Raw genomic sequence first — 16,614 nt, 5'->3', positions numbered from 1 at the left:
GTGGAGCACCCGGTGCCCCTTGGCTGCTGTGCCGCCAGGACAACCGCGCGCGCTCGGGTCGGCCATTCCGCGCGGGCCGCTCGGCCCGCGCGGGTCGCTCAGCCCTCCCGCATCGGGATGCGGACGCCCTGTTCCTGCGCCGTGCGCTCGGCGATGTCGTAGCCGGCATCGACGTGCCGGATGACGCCCATCGCCGGGTCGTTGGTCAGCACGCGAGCCAGCTTCTGGGCGGCGAGCTCGGTGCCATCGGCGAGGGAGACCTGGCCGGCGTGCAGCGAACGGCCGATGCCGACGCCACCGCCGTGGTGGATCGACACCCAGCTGGCGCCCGACGACGTGTTGACGAGGGCGTTGAGCAGCGGCCAGTCGGCGATGGCGTCGGAGCCGTCGAGCATGGCCTCGGTCTCGCGGTAGGGACTGGCGACTGACCCGGTGTCGAGGTGATCGCGGCCGATGACGATGGGCGCGCTCACCTCGCCGGTGCGGACCAGCTCGTTGAACGCCAGCCCCGCCTTGTCGCGCTCGCCCTGGCCGAGCCAGCAGATGCGAGCGGGCAGCCCCTGGAAGGCGATCCGCTCCTGCGCGCCGCGGATCCACTTGTGCAGCCGGTCGTTGTCGGGGAAGAGCTCGAGGACGGCCTTGTCGGTGGCCGCGATGTCCTTCGGGTCACCGGAGAGGGCGGCCCAGCGGAACGGGCCCTTGCCCTCGCAGAACAGCGGCCGGATGTAGGCCGGCACGAAGCCCGGGAATTCGAAGGCCCGGTCGTAGCCACCCTGTCGGGCCTCGTCGCGGATCGAGTTGCCGTAGTCGAAGACCTCGGCCCCTGCGTCCTGGAACTCGACCATGGCCTGGACGTGCTTGGCCATCGACTCGCGCGCGCGGTCGGTGAACTCCTCCGGCTTCTTCTCCGCGTACTCGTGCCAGTCCCCGAGCTCGATCCCCTCGGGGAGGTACGACAGAGGGTCGTGGGCGCTGGTCTGGTCGGTGACGATGTCGATCGGCACCCCGCGGCGCAGCAGCTCCGGGAAGACCTCGGCGGCGTTGCCGACGACGCCGACCGACCAGGCCCGGCGCTCGTTCTTGGCAGCCACGGCCTTCTCGATCGCCTCGTCGAGGGAGTCGGCCACCTCGTCGAGGTAACGGTGTTCGACGCGGCGACGCAGCCGGGTCTCGTCGACGTCGACGATGAGGCAGGCGCCCTCGTTCATCGTCACCGCGAGCGGCTGCGCGCCACCCATGCCACCGCAGCCACCGGTCAGAGTCAGCGTGCCGGCGAGCGTGCCGCCGAACTTCTTCTCGGCGATGGCGGCGAAGGTCTCGTAGGTCCCCTGGAGGATGCCCTGCGTGCCGATGTAGATCCAGGACCCGGCGGTCATCTGCCCGTACATCGTCAGCCCGAGGTGCTCGAGCCGGCGGAACTCTGGCCAGGTGGCCCAGTCGCCGACGAGGTTGGAGTTGGCGATGAGCACGCGCGGCGCCCACTCGTGGGTCTGCATGACCCCGACCGGGCGCCCACTCTGCACCAGCATCGTCTCGTCCTGCTTGAGCGTGCTGAGGGTGCGCACCATGGCGTCGAACGACTTCCAGTCGCGAGCCGCGCGTCCCGTGCCGCCGTAGACGACGAGGTCGTCGGGACGCTCGGCGTTCTCGGGGTCGAGGTTGTTCATGAGCATGCGCAGCGGCGCCTCGGCACCCCAGTGCGTTGCGTGGGTGAGCTGGGTGCCGCGGGGCGAGCGGACGGGGCGAGCGCCTTCCATGGTGTTTCCTTTCCGAGGTTCAGTTGAGGGGGCCGGTGACGGATTCGGCTGCTGCGACCGCCCCGCCGGTGGCGACGAGCTGGACTGCGGTCTCGATCTCCGGGGCGAGGAAGCGGTCGGTGCCGGGTGCAGGGGCACCGGCGTCGCGCAGCGCCTTGACGACCGCGGCCGTGGCCGGGGACGGGGTGAGCGGCGCGCGCAGGTCGAGGGCGCGGGCCGCGGTGAGCAGCTCGACCGCGAGCACGCGGGTGAGGCCGTCGACCGAGCGGCGCAGCTTGCGGGCCGCCGACCAGCCCATCGACACGTGGTCCTCCTGCATCGCGCTGGACGGGATCGAGTCGACCGACGCCGGAGCCGCGAGCCGCTTCATCTCCGACACGATCGCGGCCTGGGTGTACTGGGCGATCATGTGGCCGCTGTCGACGCCCGGGTCGTCGGCGAGGAACGCGTGCAGCCCGTGGTTGCGCGAGACGTCGAGGAAGCGGTCGGTGCGACGCTCGGAGATCGACGCCAGGTCGGCCGCGACGATCGCGAGGAAGTCCAGCACGTAGGCGACCGGCGCCCCGTGGAAGTTGCCGTTGGACTCGACCCGGCCGTCGGGCGTCACCACGGGGTTGTCGACCGCGGAGGCGAGCTCGAAGCCGGCAACCGTCGCGGCATACTCCACGGTGTCGCGGACCCCGCCCGCCACCTGGGGTGAGCACCGCAGCGAGTAGGCGTCCTGGACACGGGTGCATGCCTCCGGGTCACGGTGGCTGTCGCGGATCCCACTGTCCTGCATGAGCTTTCGCAGGTTCGCGGCGGACAGCGCCTGGCCGGGCTGGGGACGGAGCGCGTGCAGGTCGGCCGCGAACACGTCGTCGGTGCCGAGCTGGCCCTCGACGCTCATCGCTGCGGTGATGTCGGCGACCTTGAGCAGCATGCGCAGGTCGGTGATCGCGAGGACGAGCATGCCGAGCATGCCGTCGGTGCCGTTGATGAGGGCCAGGCCCTCCTTCTCGCGCAGCTCGATCGGCGTGATTCCGGCGGCGGCGAACGCCTCGGCCGTCGGCATCCGCTCACCCTCGGCGTCGCGGACGACACCCTCACCCATCAGCGCCAGCGCACAGTGCGACAGCGGGGCGAGGTCGCCCGAGCAGCCGAGTGAGCCGTACTCGTGGACCACCGGGGTGATGCCCGCGTTGAGCATCGCGACGTAGGTAGTCAGGGTCTCCTCACGGATGCCGGTGCGGCCCGTCGCGAGGGTCGAGATGCGCAGGAGCATGAGCGCCCGGACGACCTCGCGCTCGACCTCGGGGCCGGAGCCTGCGGCGTGCGAGCGCACCAGCGACCGCTGCAGCTGGGCCCGCAGCTCCACGGGGATGTGCCGGGTGGCGAGGGCGCCGAACCCGGTGGAGACGCCGTAGTGCGCCACCGTGTCGTCGGCCAGCGCCTCGATCACGGCGCGGGTGCGGCGCACCTCGGTGAGCGACTCCGGCGAGATCTCGACCCGGGCACCGTGGCGGGTGACCGCCACGACGTCGTCGAATGAGATGGGGCCGGTGCCGACGGTGACCGTCGGCGCGGAGGTGGCAGTGGTCGTCATGCCTCCATTGCAGCGGAGGTATGCCGCGAGCGCGCCCTACGCACGCGCCATACCGTCTCGGATGCGAGACGTCAGCCGGCCACCCAGTAGGTGCGCTGGTTGGTGAACTCGAGGATGCCGGCCTCGGCGAGCTCGCGGCCATAACCGCTGCGCTTGGTGCCGCCGAAGGGCACCCGGGGGTCGGAGGCGACGACGGCGTTGACGAAGGCCGCGCCGGACGTGATCCTGCGGGCGACACCCAGCGCTCGCTCGGTGGACCGGCTCCAGACGCTGAGCCCCAGCCCGTAGGGCGTCGCGTCGGCCAACCGCACGGCCTCGTCCTCGTCGGTCGCCACGGCGATGGCGGCGACCGGACCGAAGGTCTCCTCGTCGAAGACGGGCATGCCAGGGCCGGTGTCGAGCAGGACGGTCGGCTCGTAGAAGGACCCCGGGCCGTCGATGCTGCGTCCCCCGGCCGCGAGCGTGGCCCCGGCGGCCACCGACTCGTCCACCTGCCGCTGGAGGGCGTCGCGGAGGTCGCCGCGCGCGAGCGGGCCGACGCTGGTGGCCGGGTCGGTCGGGTCGCCGACGGACAGGGCTTCGACGCCCTGGAGGAACAGGCGGGTGAACTCCTCCGCCACGGGTGCCTCGACGACGAACCGCTTGGCGCAGACACAGCTCTGGCCGGAGTTGGTGAAACGGGCACCCACGGCTGCGGCCGCGGCAGCGGGGACATCGGCGTCGGAGAGGACCAGGAACGCGTCGGACCCGCCCAGCTCCAGCACCGACCGCTTGGAGGCCCGTCCCGCAGCGGCACCGACCATCTCGCCGGCGCGGTTGCTGCCGGTGAGGGTGACGGCGGCGACCCGGTCGTCGGCGATGAGCCCGCCGACGGTGCGGGGCACGTCGTCCTCGACGAGGACCAAGGCCGTCACGAGGTGGGCGGGGAAGCCGACCTGCTCGAACGCCTCGGCCAGGGCCAGAGCCGTCCCGGTGACGTTGGGCGAGTGCTTGAGCAGCACGCCGTTGCCGGCCGCCAAGGTCGGGATGGCGAACCGCAGCACCTGCCAGACCGGGAAGTTCCACGGCATCACCGCCAGCACCAGACCCAGCGGCTCGGGCGCGACGAAGGCCGAAACCCCTGCGGGGGAGTCGATCTCGACGTCTCGGGGAGCCAGGATCGTCGCAGCCCTCGCGGCGTAGTAGTCGGCCGTCACCGCCGACTTCTCGACCTCACCCCGGGCCTGCGCCAGCGGCTTGCCCATCTCCGCGGTGACCGACGCCGCGTAGCGCTCCGCGTCGGCCCGCAGGTGGGCGGCGAACCGGGTGAGCAGCGCTGCTCGGTCGGCGACGGGGACCTGGCCCCAGGCGCGGGCCGCAGCCGCACCGCGCGCGACGGCCTGTTCGACCTCTGCCGGACCCATGGCGGGATAGCTCTCGAGGGTGGTCCCGTCGGCGGGATTGGTGGTCGTGACGGTGCTGGTCGTGACGGTGCTGGTCGTGACGGTGCTCGTCGTGACCGCAGCGGTGGTGCCCGTGAGGTCGGCGCTCATGGGGTGCTCAGCCCGCCGCGGTCGCTCTCCGAGAGGTGCTCGAAGGTCTCCCCGGTCGCGGTGATCGTGCGAGTCACGTCGCGGCCGCCGTAGACCCAGTAGATCCGCATGACGCCGTCGCCACGGTTGAAGAAGCGGTGCGCGACGCCGGCCGGCACCCAGGTCGCCTCGCCGGCCACGAGGTCGAAGCGCTCCTCGCCGATCTCCGCGACGGCCTCGCCTTCGAGGACGAGCACCGACTCCTCGACGTTGTGGCTGTGCAACGGGAGTCCGGTGCCGGGCTGGAACTGCGTCTGACCCGTGGTGACGTGGTTGCTCTCGCAGTTCCACTTGCCGACGTAGGGGATGGTGACGACGCCGTTGCCCCGGTCGAACGGACGCACCGTCTCGGGTCGGATCAACAGGTTGGGGGCGAGCGGCTGGTCAGCCACGGGAGACCTCCTGGGTGAGTGTGTCGATGAGGGCGCTGGTGAAGTCGGCGGTGCTGAGGGAGCCTCCGAGGTCGCGGGTGCGGGTGGCGGGGTCGGCGACGACGGTGGTGACGGCGCGGTCGAGGTACCGCCACCCGTCGCACAGCTCGGGCCGGCCCGAGCGGGTGCCGTGCCAGTCGAGGAGCATGCCCGCCGAGCGGACGAGTGAGACGGGGTTGGCGATGCCCTGCCCGGCGATGTCAGGGGCAGACCCGTGCTGGGCCTGCGCGACGCAGGTCCCGTCACCGGCGTTGACCGCTCCCCCGAGGCCGAGGCTGCCGCAGAGCTCCGAGGCCTCGTCGCTCAGGATGTCGCCGAACATGTTGGTGGTGACGACGACGTCGAACGACCCGGGGTCGCGGATCAGCCTCGCGGCGGCCGCGTCGACGATCAGCTCACGCAGCTCGACGTCGGGGAACTCCGCGGCCACCTCGCGGACGCACCGTAGGAAGAGTCCGTCGGACAGCGTGAGGACGTTGGCCTTGTGCACTGCCGTCACGTGTCGGCGGCGGGAGCGGGCCAGCGTGAAGGCGGTCCTGGCCACCCGATGCGACGCCCGCGCCGTGACCTTGCGGATCGAGAACGCCGAGTCCTCGTCCGGCATGAACTCGCCGCTCCCGGCATACATGTTGCGGTCGGAGTAGAACCCCTCGGTGTTCTCCCTGACGATGACGAGGTCCATCGGCGTGCGCAGCACGCTCAACCCCTCGACGGACCGGCACGGGCGGATGTTGGAGTGCAGCGCGAACCGCGTCCGCAGCTCGGCGGACGGGTTGATCCCGCCCTGGTCGCGGGCCGGGTAGTCGTAGTGCGAGACCGGACCGAGGACGGTGCCGTCGACCTCCGCCACCCTGGCCACCACGTCGTCGGGCAGGGTCGTGCCGACGGCTGCCAGGGACGCCAGCCCGATGTCGCGCTGCTCGAGCTCGAGGCCGAGCCCGAGCTGCTCGTCGAGCGCGCCCAGCACCGCGACCGTTGCTTCGCTGATCTCCGGTCCGATGCCGTCACCGGGCAGGACGAGGAGCTTCACGACTGCCCCTGCGGGTGGTGGAACCGTTGTGCGGCAAGGGTGTTGACCTGGCTGCCCGGCACCACACAGCGGTCTGCGGCGGCCCGCCACTGCGCGAAGTGCGGGGCAGCGCGGTGTGCGGCGATGGCCTCGTCGTCGGCGTAGAGCTCGTAGAACAGGAAGTGGTGGTCGTCGGCGAGGTCCTGCACCACGTCGAAGTAGAGGCAGCCCGGCTCGTCGGTGAACGACCGCTCGGCGTTGGTGGCGATGGCCTCGGTGAACTCGTCGAGCCGGCCGGGGACGACGTCGAGGGAGACGACGAGCGCGATCATGGGAGGACCTCCGGTCCGGTCGGGGTGAGGGGGTCGGGAAGGGCGACACCGGCCTCCCTGCCGAGGGTCGCCAGCGCGTCCCTCGTGGTGGCAGCCAGGGGTATGCCGTCGGCGGCCAACCGCTGTCGGGTGCGGTCCTCGAGCTCTCCGGGGACGAGGATCTCGTCCGCCCAGGTGGCGAGCGCACCACCACGTGTCTGGTCGACCATGGCCTCGATGCGGGCCGCGAACTCGGCCGCGTCGGACACGGCGGAGACGTCGATGGTGATGAGCAGGTGACCGGCCCCACTGCGGCGGTCGGGGTCGTAGGGGCCGGCGACCCCGTCGCCGAAGGCGCTGCCCGTGAGCACGCCGGCGAGGACGTCCATCATGAACGAGATGACGTAGCCCTTGGGTCCGGCCATTGGCAGGATCAGGCCGGCGATGGCCTCGGCGGGGTCGGTGGTCGGAGTGCCGTCGGCGGTGGCCGCCCAGCCCTCCGGGATCGCGTCGCCGCGCTCGGCGGCGAGGTAGACCTTGCCGCGCGCCACGGCGGTGTTGGCCAGGTCCATGACGACGACGCCGTGGCGGCCGGCCGGGGCCGCGATGGACCAGGGGTTCGTGCCGATCGCCTTGTCCCGCCCACCCCAGGGCGCCATGGCAGGGCTGGCATTGGTGACCAGGAGGGCGACGCAGCCCGCCTCGGCGGCCTGGCGGGTGAAGTAGGCGGCGGTGCCGAAGTGACCGGAGTTGCGGACCGCCACCCCGCTGATGCCGTGGGTGCGGGCCCGCTCGATCCCGAGCTCGACCGCGCGCTGGGTCAGCACCTGGCCGATGCCGTGACCTCCGTCGAGCACCACGACGGCGCCGCCGTCGCGGACGACCTCGGCAGCGGTGCTGCGCTCCATCGCCCCGGACCGCAGCCGGGTGAGGTACCAGGGCAGGCGGAGCATGCCGTGGGAGGCGTGGCCCCAGAGCTCGGCCGTGACCAGCGTGTCGGCGAGCAGGGCGGCGTCGGCCCCGGCCACTCCCTCGGCGACCAGCACCTCCGTCGCGAACCGGGCCAGGTCGGTCGCCGCGAAACCGGGGCCTGCGGCGGGTCGGGAGTCGGGCGTCACTGACGGGGTCACTCGTCCTCCTCGGTGCGGCTGTGCAAGACTGGGGAGAGGAAAGCATACTTGTATACAAGTATGCAACTACGTCGAGAACGGAGACCAGATGGTGGACCGCCCGCGCCGGGCGTCCGGTGGACAGCTCGTCTACACCGAGCTGCGCCGGCAGATCCTCGACCTCGAGCTCAAGCCGGGGCAGCGCCTGTTCGAGCCCGAGCTGGCGACCCGCATGCAGGTCAGCCGCACCCCGCTCAGGGAGGCGCTCCGGCTGCTGCTCGCCGAGGACCTGCTCGACCAGCTGCCGACCGGAGGCATGGTGGTGCGTCCGCTCAGTGCCCGGGAGATCGAGGAGCTCTACTCGGTGCGCGCGGCCCTCGAGGGGCTGATGACCGCCGAGGCCGCGACTCGCCTCGATGACGCCGGCGTCGCCACCCTGCGCGCCCTGGTCGAGCGCAACGCCGCCTTGGTCGACCTGCCGACGGACGCGATGAACGCCGGCCACGACTTCCACCTGGCCATCGGCGACATCGCCGGACACGGGTGGGCGTCGCGACTGCACGCCCAGGTCGACGGCCAGATGGCTCGCTACCGCGCCTTCACCAACCAGTCCCAGGAGCGCCGCACTGCCGCCCTGGCCGAGCACCGCCAGATCCTCGAGGCCCTTGTGGCGCGCGATCCGGAGCAGGCTCGCGCGCTCGCCGAGGCACACGTCCTGGCGGCTCGCGACACCGCGCTCAACGCCATCGCCGACCGGCTCGACCGGTCCGACTGACCGACTGACCGACCGGTCCGACTGACCGAGTCAGGTGGTCCGGCCCGCCCCTGGGTCAGCGCAGCGTGTAGCGCCGCTCGGGGCGACCCGCGGCGCCGTAGCGGGGCCGCATCTCGGCCTTCCCCACCGCCACCAGGTGCTCGAGGTAGCGCCGCGTGCTGCTGCGGGACAGCCCGGTGGACTCGGCGCACTCCGTGGCGGAGAGCCCGTCCTCGTCGGCCGCCTCGAGGGCCTGCAGGACGAGGTCGGTGGTCTCCGGGCTGATCCCCTTGGGCAGGCCACCCCCGGTCCGGGCGACGGCCCCGGCCCGGAACACCCTGTCGACGTCGTCCTGGCCCACCTCGGTGAGCTCGTCCAGCTCAGCCCGGTGCACGGCATACTCGCGTAGTCGCTGCTGGAGCGACTCGATCTCGAACGGCTTGACCAGGTAGTGGAAGACCCCGCCACGCAAGGCGGTCCGCAAGGTGTCGAGGTCGCGCGCGGCACTGATGACGATCACGTCGACGTCCTCGCTGCCACCCTCGCGCAACCGGCGCAGCACCTCGAGGCCGGTCATGTCGGGCAGGTAGATGTCGAGCAGGACGAGGTCGGGCCGGGTGACCTCGACCGCACGCAGGGCATCCGTGCCGGTGCTGGCGATGCCGGCCACCTCGAAGCCGTCCTCGCGGGCAACGACGCTGGAGTGCAGGCGCGCCACCATGAAGTCGTCGTCGACCACGAGCACCGAGATCACGAGACGCCCTGACCGAGCAACACCGGCAGGGTCGCCACGAAGACCGCACCGTCGTCGTTGCCGACGACGATGTCGCCGCCCCGGTTGCGGCAGATCACCCGGACGATGGCCAGTCCGATCCCGCGCTCCTGCGCGGTGGCCGTCGCCTTGGTCGTGAACCCGCGGTCGAAGACCATCTCGCCGATCGTCGAGTCGACGCCCGGGCCGCTGTCGCGCACCGTCACCGTGACGGCCTCCCCGGTGTGCGCCAGCGCTACCCGAACGGTGGGCGCGTCACCACCGGCAGCGGCGTCGAAGGCGTTGTCGATGAGGTTGCCCATGACGGTGTTGACGTCGGCCGCGAGCGCGTCGTCGAGCTGGGGCACGTCGCTGGACGGGTCGACGACGAGGTCCACCCCGCGTTCGGTCGCCTGGCTGGCCTTCGCGATGAGCAGCGCCGCGACTGCCGGATCCTGCACGCGCGTCACGACATTGGTCGTGAGTGTCGTCGAGTCGTCGGTGATCTGGCGGACGTAGTTGCGGACCCCGTCATACTCCTCCAGCGCGATCAGGCCGCTGACGACGTGCATGCGGTTGCTGAACTCGTGGGCCTGTGCGCGGAGCGTGTCGGTGGTGCTCTTGGTGAGGTCGAGCTCGCGCTGGAGCTCGAGCATCTCGGTGCGGTCGCGCATCGTGGCCACCCACCCGATGTGCCGACCGCGGCTGCGGACCGGCATCCGGTTGACGGTCAGCACCCGGCCGCGCACGGGCATGACGTGGTCGGTGAGCTCGACCGCGTCGGTGAAGATCAGCGCAGCGCGTCCAGTGGCGTCGACCTCCTGGAGCGTGCGGCCCCCGGAGGTGAGCGGTATGCCGAGCAGGTGCGCCGCCTCGTCGTTCACCATGGTGATCCGGTGGTCGAGGTCGACCGCCAGGACGCCCTCCTTGATGCCGTGGAGCAGGGCCTCGCGCTGCTCGACCAGACCGGCGATCTCACGCGGCTCGAGGCCCAGCGTCTGGCGCTTCACGCGGCCGGCCAGCAGGAGCGACCCGACGACCCCGAGCAGGCTGGCGATCCCCAGGTAGGTCAACAGGTTCGGCACGGCGGCAGCGAGGTTGTCGAGGACGGAGGGGTAGGCCCGCACGACCGCCACCACCCCATCGGTCTGGCGGTTGTCGACGTTGATGATCGGCGCCATGGCGAAGGCCGCACCGGTGCCCTGCTCGGTCCCCACCCACGACCGTCCGTCGAACGCGTCGGTCTGCTGGAGGTAGAGCGGGTCGCGCGGCAGGGCATCGCTCGACGCGATCACCCGTCGGTCACGCAAGGCCAGGAGCACGGTGGTCGAGCTCGAGAACGTGCGACCCGACTCCACCACCGACGTGGCCTGGCCCAGGTACTCCCGGCCACCCGACGCGGCTGCCTCGCGCACCCCCGCAGTCACGGCAAGACGCTCCGCGATCGCCAGGGCGCGACGGCCCTCGGTGTCGCGCGCCCGGGCATCGGACTGCGCCAGCGAGACCGCGGCGACCCCCACCAGTACGACGCAGACGATCCCGAGCTGCATCGCGAGCATGCGGCTGGCCAGCGTCCAGCGACGCTGCCACGGCCAGCGTCGAGCCGCCAGCCAGGCGCGCCATCGAACCTCCACACCCTGATTGTGTCGGGGCCGCCGTCGTCGGGCCAGCAGCGCGTGAGCACAAAGGACGAAACAGAGTTTGCGCACCTAACCGTGACAGCAGGCCCACAGCCGGGCACGGTGTGCGACGAACACCCCTCAGACAAAGGAGTCACCCGTGCGTGTACGGACCCCCCTCAAGATCGTGGCCGCCGCCACGGTCGCCGGTCTCGCCCTCAGCGCCTGTGGCGTGAGCGGCGACGACGCGTCGTCCGACGCCAGCAGCTCGTCCGGACCCGTCAAGGGCTTGCGGATCCTCGTCCCCAACTCCCCCGGCAGCGGCTACGACACCACCGCCCGCCTCGCGGCCAAGGCCATGCAGGACGCCAAGCTCGCCGAGAGCATCGAGGTGTTCAACTCCGCCGGCGCCGGTGGCACGGTCGGGCTGCAGCGGCTCGTCAACGAGAAGGGCAACGACGACATCCTCATGCAGATGGGGCTCGGCGTCGTCGGGGCCGTCTACACGAACAAGTCGAAGGCCACGCTCAACGACACCGTCCCGATCGCCAAGCTGATCGAGGAGTCGGAGGCCATCGTCGTGCCGAAGGGCTCCCCCTACGACACCCTCGACAAGCTCGTCGCCGCCTGGAAGGCCAACCCGGGCAAGGTGCCCGTGGGCGGCGCCTCCAACCCGGGTGGTCCCGACCACCTCACCCCGATGCTGCTGGCGAAGGCCGTGGGCGTGACGCCCAAGGACGTCAACTACGTCGCGTACGACGGCGGCGGTGAGCTCCTCACCGGCGTGCTCGGCAAGAAGGTTGCGTTCGCGGCGACCGGCATCGGCGAGGTCGCCGAGCAGGCCAAGTCGGGTGACGTCAAGATCCTCGCCGTGACCAGCGCGGAGCCCGTGGAGGGTGTCGACGCCCCCACCCTGAAGAGCCTCGGCATCGACATGGAGTTCACCAACTGGCGCGGGATCGTCGGCCCTCCCGGGCTCAGCGAGGCCAAGACCAAGCAGTACGTCGACCTCGTGACCGCGATGCACGGCTCCCAGCAGTGGAAGGACACCCTGGCCAAGCAGGGCTGGACCGACGCGTTCCAGACCGGTGACGAGTTCAAGACCTTCCTCACCGCCCAGAACGACAGCGTCTCCAGCATCCTCAAGGAACTGGGCCTGGCCTGATGTCCACCACGGCAACGACCACGGAGAAGGGAGGCCGCTCCGAGTACGGGGTGGCCCTCCTTCTCCTGGTCCTCGGCGTCTGGGCCATCGTCGACGGCCTGAGTCTCACCGACACGGCCTCCCGCGGCCCGGTCAGCGCCAAGACCATGCCGATCGCCGTCGGCGCGCTCCTGGTCGCGATGGCTGTCCTGCTCGTGGTCGATCTGGTCCGCGGTGGTCGTGGTGAGGCCGAGGGCGGCGAGGACGTCGACCTCTCGCACGGCAGCGACTGGCGCACCATCGGACTCCTGGTCGGGGCGTTCGTGGCCAACGCGCTGCTGATCGAACGCGTGGGCTGGCCGATCTCCGGCGCGATCCTCTTCTTCGGGACGACCTTCGCGCTGGGCGCACGGCACTACGTGCGGATGGCCCTGATCGCGATCCTGCTGTCCGTGGGGTCCTGGTACCTGTTCTACCTCGGGTTGGACATCAAGCTCCCCGTCGGCCTGCTGAAGGGAATTCTGTGATGGACGGCATCAACGCCCTCATCGACGGTTTCGGCACCGCCCTCACGCCGGTCAACCTGCTCTACGCCGTGATCGGCGTCGTGCTCGGTACCGCCATCGGTGTGCTGCCGGGCATCGGCCCGGCCATGACCATCGCCCTGCTCCTGCCGCTGACGTTGCGTCTCGAGGCGACCCAGGCCTTCATCATGTTCGCCGGCATCTACTACGGCGGCATGTACGGCGGCTCGACCACCTCGATCCTGCTCAACACTCCGGGCGAGAGTGCGTCGGTCATCACTGCCATCGAGGGCAACAAGATGGCCAAGAAGGGCCGCGGCGCGGCAGCACTCGCCACGGCCGCCATCGGGTCCTTCATCGCCGGCACCATCGGCACGCTCGGCCTGGCGCTCCTGGCGCCGGAGATCGTCAAGCTGGCGATCAAGCTCGGAGCCCCCGACAAGTTCGCCATCATGCTGTTGGCCTTCATCGCGGTCACCACCGTGTTGGGGTCGTCCAAGATCCGCGGGCTCGCCTCCCTGGGCATCGGCCTGCTCATCGGCACCATCGGGATCGACAGGTCCGCCGGCGGTCAGCAGCGACTCACCCTCGGCATCCCGCAGCTGGCGGACGGCATCGACGTCGTCGTCGTGGCGGTCGGGCTCTTCGCCGTCGGCGAGGCCCTGTGGGTCGCGGCCCACCTTCGTCGCGGACACGCCGAGGTCGTGCAGGTGGACGGCGCCAGGATGGGCCGTGAGGACTGGCGCCGCTCCTGGAAGCCGTGGCTGCGGGGCACTGCGATCGGCTTCCCGTTCGGCGCGATCCCCGCCGGTGGCGCCGAGATCCCGACGTTCCTGTCCTACGCCCTGGAGCGCAAGCTCAGCAAGCACCCCGAGGAGTTCGGGCACGGAGCCATCGAGGGTGTCGCCGGGCCCGAGGCGACCAACAACGCCTCGGCCGCCGGAGGCCTGGTGCCGCTGCTGACCCTCGGCATCCCCACCACGGCGACCGCCGCCGTCATGCTGGGCGCCTTCCAGAGCTACGGCATCGACCCGGGTCCGCGGCTGCTGAGCGACCACGCGGAGCTGGTGTGGGCGCTCATCGCATCCCTGTTCATCGGCAACACCATCCTGCTCGCCCTCAACCTGCCCCTGGCGACCGTCTGGGCCAAGCTGCTGAACATCCCCCGCCCCTACCTCTACTCGGGCATCTTGTTCTTCGCCAGCATCGGCGCCTACGCCACGAACACGTCGGCCTTCGACCTGTGGCTGTTGCTGATCATCGGCATCCTCGGGTTCTTCATGCGCCGCTACGGCCTACCCGTGGTGCCCGCGATCATCGGCATCATCCTCGGACCGGTGGCCGAGTACCAGCTGCGCCAGGCCCTGCAGATCAGCGACGGCGCGCTGTCCGGACTCATCAACACGCCCTTCGCGAAGGTGGTCTACGCCCTCGCGGTCATCCTCGTCGTGGCGCCCGTGGTCATCGACCGAGTCCGCTCCAGCCGGGCCGGGGACGACGACGGCGACGGCACGCACCACGTCCCGCACCTGACCCCCAACACCGAAGGAACCTGACCATGGCGATCGTCGTGGGCTACGTGCCCCGCCCGGAGGGTCAGGCGGCCCTCGACCGCGCGATCGAGGAGGCCGTCCTGCGGGGTGTCCGCCTCGTCGTCCTCAACGTCAGCCGGGGTGACGCCCTCGTCGACCCGCGGTACGCCTCGGAGGCGGACTGGGACGCGGTCAAGGCAAAGCTCGACGCGTCGGGGGTCGAGCACGAGGTCGCCCAGGCGATCGAGGCCCGCGACCCGGCCGACCAGCTGCTCCGGGTCGCGGAGGAGACGAACGCCGAGCTGATCGTCATCGGCCTGCGACGTCGCACCCCGGTGGGCAAGCTCATCATGGGCAGCGCCGCGCAGACCGTCCTCCTCGAGGCCGATGCGCCGGTACTGGCGGTCAAGGCACCCAAGTCGTGACGGCCTCCTGATGGGCGCGGTGTCGACGGCCGACCTCTACGACGAGCGGGGCGAGGAGCTCCAGTCCTGCTCCGTGCAGCTCCGCCACTACGGGCGCCACACCTCGTTCGAGGGCGTGGTCACGACGATCCGGTGTCACCGCGACAACGCGATGGTCAAGGCCACCCTCACCGAGCCCGGTGCCGGGCGCGTCCTGGTCGTGGACGGTGGCGCCTCGCTCGAGTCAGCCCTGCTGGGTGACCTCATCGCCGCCAGCGCGGTCGCCAACGGGTGGGCTGGGGTCGTGATCCACGGCGCGGTGCGCGATGTCGTGGCCCTGCGCGAGCTCTCCTTGGGCGTGCTCGCGCTGGGCTCGAACCCGCGCAAGAGCGCCAAGGACGGGGTCGGTGAGCGGGACGTCGTGGTCAGCTTCGGAGGCGTCGACTTCGCGCCGGGGCAGCGGCTGTTCGCCGACGAGGACGGGGTGCTCGTCACCCGAGCTTGAGTCCGCGGCATACCGTCGCACGTCTCGCACCTGAGACACTGCCTGCGTGGCCAACGCACCCGCCGCCCGGCACGCCCTGACCCTCCTCACCCTGCTGGCCCGGCACACCGAGCCCCTCCCCGCCGGGTCGATCGCCCGCGAGCTGGGGCTCCCCCGCTCGACGACCTACCACCTGCTCGCGGTGCTGCGCGACGCCGGTTTCGTCACCCACCTGGAGGAGGAGCGCCGCTACGGGTTGGGCGTCGCCGCCTTCGAGCTCGGCTCGGCCTACCAGAGGCAGGCGCCGCTGCAGCGCATCGCCCGACCACTGCTCGGGCGGCTCGTCGACCAGACCACCCACAACGCCCACCTCGCCGTCCTGCACGGCCGCGACGTCCTCTACGTCATCGAGGAGCGCGCGCCCGGTCGCCCGCTGCTCGTCACCGACGTCGGGGTCCGGCTGCCGGCGACGCTCACCGCCAGTGGGCTGGCCATGCTGGCGCGGTTGCCCGCCGCGCAGGTGCGGGCCCTCTTCCCGCACCGCGACACCCTGGTCCAGCGCGACGGGCACGGGCCGACCTCGGTCAGCGAGCTGCGGCGCGAGCTGACCGAGGTCCGCACCCGTGGCTACGCCACCGAGGACGACTCGGTGAGCGCCGGTCTGTCGTCGGTGGCCCAGGCCGTCCTGGACCACACCGGCCACCCTGTCGCGGGTGTTGCCCTGACCTTCCCCCGCGACGGCGTCGACGAGACCGAGCGCGCCAGGCTCGTCGCCGCCGTCTCGCGCGCCGCCGCCACGCTGTCGGCCCGCATCGGCGGGGTCCGCTGACTTCACCCGCTCGGCTGCCAGAATCGAGGCGACCGCGGCGACGGGGGTGAGGTCATGCGCACGACGACACACGTGTCGGCAGGGCGGCGGCGACGACAGCGCCTTCGCCGCACCCTCCTCGTGACCGCCCTCCTCGTCGCGTCCGCAGCGACTGCCGGGTATGCCGCGTGGCACGGCGACGACGCCGACCACCCCTCCGCGGCCACTCGCCAAGCGCGTCAGGGGTCAGCTGGCGGCAACCCACCCCCGGCGGCGAAGCCGGCGGGCAGGAAGTCCAACCCGCAGGTCTCGTCGACTTCGAGTGCGAAGAGCAACGCAAAAGCTAGTGGTGTCAATGGTTTTCAACCGGTGGTCACCGATCGGATCCCTGCGCCCACGATGAGCCTGGCCCTGTCGGCGGCCGTTCCCGGCACGACGAACATGCAGGCCTCGGCCGCGGCGGCTTTCCAGCGCGCCTTCGCCGACGCCCGGGCGGCCGGCCTCGCGCCTGAGATCAGGTCGGCGTGGCGCAGCGAGCAGTGGCAGCAGATCCTCCTCGACCGCGCGGTCGCGAAGTACGGCTCGCGCGCCGAGGCGTCGAAGTGGGTGCTCTCGCCGACGGCGTCGGCCCACGTGAAGGGCTACGCCATCGACGTCCACCCCCAGGCCGCGGCGACGTGGCTGCAGGCTCACGGCGCGGCATACGGCATCTGTCGCACCTATGACAACGAGTGGTGGCACTTCGAGTACCTGGCGACGTCCACGTGTCCGCCGCGCCGGCCCACCGCCGCCGGCTGACCCTTGCGGGCCGGCCGACGGCG

17 protein-coding genes are annotated in these 16,614 nt (G+C 71.4%); 8 read left to right on the top strand and 9 right to left on the bottom strand.

All coding sequences use genetic code 11. The features are described from left to right. Nucleotides 1-98 precede the first annotated feature (98 nt). The 7 genes from hutU to ACXJKD_RS12665 all read right to left on the bottom strand — a co-directional run bounded on the left by hutU (nt 99) and on the right by ACXJKD_RS12665 (nt 7,794). Nucleotides 99-1,757 (bottom strand): urocanate hydratase, encoded by a 1,659-nt coding sequence (gene hutU / locus ACXJKD_RS12695; RefSeq protein ID WP_457254969.1) that lies wholly within the window; start codon nt 1,755-1,757, stop codon nt 99-101. Between the two features lie 19 nt (nt 1,758-1,776). Continuing rightward, on the bottom strand, nt 1,777-3,342 hold the full coding sequence (hutH, locus tag ACXJKD_RS12690; RefSeq protein WP_457254968.1) for a histidine ammonia-lyase: 1,566 nt from the start codon (nt 3,340-3,342) through the stop codon (nt 1,777-1,779). Between the two features lie 71 nt (nt 3,343-3,413). Further along, entirely contained in the window at nt 3,414-4,874 is a 1,461-nt protein-coding gene (locus ACXJKD_RS12685; protein ID WP_457254967.1) for an aldehyde dehydrogenase family protein, read from the bottom strand. Continuing rightward, complete coding sequence (locus ACXJKD_RS12680) at nt 4,871-5,305, bottom strand: cupin domain-containing protein (RefSeq protein ID WP_457254966.1); 435 nt, start codon at nt 5,303-5,305, stop codon at nt 4,871-4,873. Before ACXJKD_RS12680 ends, ACXJKD_RS12685 begins: the two co-directional genes overlap by 4 nt. Then, nucleotides 5,298-6,374 carry an isocitrate/isopropylmalate dehydrogenase family protein gene (locus tag ACXJKD_RS12675; RefSeq protein WP_457254965.1) on the bottom strand — a complete coding sequence of 359 codons (1,077 nt, stop codon included), beginning with the start codon at nt 6,372-6,374 and terminating at the stop codon, nt 5,298-5,300. Before ACXJKD_RS12675 ends, ACXJKD_RS12680 begins: the two co-directional genes overlap by 8 nt. Continuing rightward, nucleotides 6,371-6,685, bottom strand: a complete 315-nt coding sequence (locus ACXJKD_RS12670; protein WP_457254964.1) for a putative quinol monooxygenase — start codon at nt 6,683-6,685, stop codon at nt 6,371-6,373. Before ACXJKD_RS12670 ends, ACXJKD_RS12675 begins: the two co-directional genes overlap by 4 nt. After that, nucleotides 6,682-7,794, bottom strand: coding sequence for an Ldh family oxidoreductase (locus ACXJKD_RS12665; RefSeq protein ID WP_457254963.1), 1,113 nt, complete (start codon nt 7,792-7,794; stop codon nt 6,682-6,684). Before ACXJKD_RS12665 ends, ACXJKD_RS12670 begins: the two co-directional genes overlap by 4 nt. A gap of 88 nt (nt 7,795-7,882) precedes the next feature. Here ACXJKD_RS12665 and ACXJKD_RS12660 point away from each other — a divergent pair, with 88 nt between their 5' ends. Beyond that, nucleotides 7,883-8,548, top strand: coding sequence for a GntR family transcriptional regulator (locus ACXJKD_RS12660; protein ID WP_457254961.1), 666 nt, complete (start codon nt 7,883-7,885; stop codon nt 8,546-8,548). Nucleotides 8,549-8,603: 55 nt separating this feature from the next. Here the strand turns inward: ACXJKD_RS12660 and ACXJKD_RS12655 are convergent, their stop codons facing one another. Together ACXJKD_RS12655 and ACXJKD_RS12650 are read right to left on the bottom strand one after the other, a co-directional pair. After that, on the bottom strand, nt 8,604-9,281 hold the full coding sequence (locus tag ACXJKD_RS12655) for a response regulator transcription factor (protein WP_457254960.1): 678 nt from the start codon (nt 9,279-9,281) through the stop codon (nt 8,604-8,606). Next, nucleotides 9,278-10,912 carry an ATP-binding protein gene (locus ACXJKD_RS12650; RefSeq protein WP_457254958.1) on the bottom strand — a complete coding sequence of 545 codons (1,635 nt, stop codon included), beginning with the start codon at nt 10,910-10,912 and terminating at the stop codon, nt 9,278-9,280. Before ACXJKD_RS12650 ends, ACXJKD_RS12655 begins: the two co-directional genes overlap by 4 nt. A gap of 145 nt (nt 10,913-11,057) precedes the next feature. On the opposite strand from ACXJKD_RS12650, the gene ACXJKD_RS12645 reads away from it, so the two are divergent. From ACXJKD_RS12645 to ACXJKD_RS12615, 7 genes are read left to right on the top strand one after another with little or no spacing between them, the layout of a single operon-like run. Beyond that, complete coding sequence (locus ACXJKD_RS12645) at nt 11,058-12,062, top strand: Bug family tripartite tricarboxylate transporter substrate binding protein (RefSeq protein ID WP_457254957.1); 1,005 nt, start codon at nt 11,058-11,060, stop codon at nt 12,060-12,062. After that, on the top strand, nt 12,062-12,568 hold the full coding sequence (locus ACXJKD_RS12640) for a tripartite tricarboxylate transporter TctB family protein (RefSeq protein WP_457254956.1): 507 nt from the start codon (nt 12,062-12,064) through the stop codon (nt 12,566-12,568). The genes ACXJKD_RS12645 and ACXJKD_RS12640 overlap by 1 nt, the downstream gene beginning before the upstream one ends. Further along, nucleotides 12,568-14,121, top strand: coding sequence for a tripartite tricarboxylate transporter permease (locus tag ACXJKD_RS12635; protein WP_457254954.1), 1,554 nt, complete (start codon nt 12,568-12,570; stop codon nt 14,119-14,121). Before ACXJKD_RS12640 ends, ACXJKD_RS12635 begins: the two co-directional genes overlap by 1 nt. Before the next feature lie 2 nt (nt 14,122-14,123). Continuing rightward, entirely contained in the window at nt 14,124-14,522 is a 399-nt protein-coding gene (locus ACXJKD_RS12630; RefSeq protein ID WP_457254953.1) for a universal stress protein, read from the top strand. 10 nt (nt 14,523-14,532) lie between these two features. Beyond that, nucleotides 14,533-15,006: a ribonuclease E activity regulator RraA gene (gene rraA / locus ACXJKD_RS12625; protein WP_457254952.1), complete on the top strand. Its 474-nt coding sequence runs from the start codon at nt 14,533-14,535 to the stop codon at nt 15,004-15,006. A 46-nt stretch (nt 15,007-15,052) separates the two neighbouring features. Continuing rightward, nucleotides 15,053-15,814: an IclR family transcriptional regulator gene (locus ACXJKD_RS12620; RefSeq protein WP_457254951.1), complete on the top strand. Its 762-nt coding sequence runs from the start codon at nt 15,053-15,055 to the stop codon at nt 15,812-15,814. A 54-nt stretch (nt 15,815-15,868) separates the two neighbouring features. Then, nucleotides 15,869-16,591 carry a D-alanyl-D-alanine carboxypeptidase family protein gene (locus ACXJKD_RS12615; RefSeq protein WP_457254949.1) on the top strand — a complete coding sequence of 241 codons (723 nt, stop codon included), beginning with the start codon at nt 15,869-15,871 and terminating at the stop codon, nt 16,589-16,591. The last annotated feature ends 23 nt before the right edge of the window (nt 16,592-16,614 follow it).

It is taken from the genome of Pedococcus sp. P5_B7, assembly GCF_054049895.1.
The sequence above is the reverse complement of the archived record's forward strand: the minus strand, read 5'-3'. Positions and strand labels throughout refer to the sequence as shown.